The following is an 878-nucleotide window of genomic DNA, read 5'->3' on the forward strand; positions in this document are numbered from 1 at the left end:
TCTCACGTTGAGTATGACACCCCGACTCGCCACTACGCACACGTAGACTGCCCAGGCCACGCCGACTATGTTAAAAACATGATCACCGGTGCTGCGCAGATGGACGGCGCGATCCTGGTTGTTGCTGCGACTGATGGCCCTATGCCTCAGACTCGTGAGCACATCCTGCTGGGTCGTCAGGTAGGCGTTCCTTACATCATCGTGTTCCTGAACAAGTGCGACATGGTTGATGACGAAGAGCTGCTGGAACTGGTAGAGATGGAAGTTCGTGAACTGCTGTCTCAGTACGATTTCCCAGGCGACGACACTCCAATCGTTCGTGGTTCCGCGCTGAAAGCGCTGGAAGGCGAAGCAGAGTGGGAAGAGAAAATCATCGAACTGGCTGGCTACCTGGATTCTTACATCCCAGAACCAGAGCGTGCGATTGACAAGCCATTCCTGCTGCCAATCGAAGACGTATTCTCCATCTCCGGTCGTGGTACCGTTGTTACCGGTCGTGTAGAGCGCGGTATCATCAAAGTTGGTGAAGAAGTTGAAATCGTTGGTATCAAAGAGACTGCGAAGTCTACCTGTACTGGCGTTGAAATGTTCCGCAAACTGCTGGACGAAGGCCGTGCTGGTGAGAACGTTGGTGTTCTGCTGCGTGGTATCAAACGTGAAGAAATCGAACGTGGTCAGGTTCTGGCGAAGCCAGGCTCAATCAAGCCACACACCAAGTTCGAATCTGAAGTGTACATTCTGTCCAAAGACGAAGGCGGCCGTCATACTCCGTTCTTCAAAGGCTACCGTCCACAGTTCTACTTCCGTACAACTGACGTGACCGGTACCATCGAACTGCCAGAAGGCGTAGAGATGGTAATGCCAGGCGACAACATCAA

The 878-nt window shown here is 52.7% G+C and carries 1 protein-coding gene; it reads left to right on the forward strand.

Annotated features, from left to right (window positions below; all coding sequences use genetic code 11):
• The coding region (gene tuf / locus DD606_RS25755; RefSeq protein WP_129259560.1) for an elongation factor Tu at positions 1 to 878 on the forward strand (878 nt) is incomplete at both ends.

The sequence above is a fragment of the Enterobacter cloacae complex sp. GF14B genome, assembly GCF_004136805.1.
Taxonomy (GTDB): Bacteria; Pseudomonadota; Gammaproteobacteria; order Enterobacterales; family Enterobacteriaceae; genus Enterobacter; species Enterobacter hormaechei_C.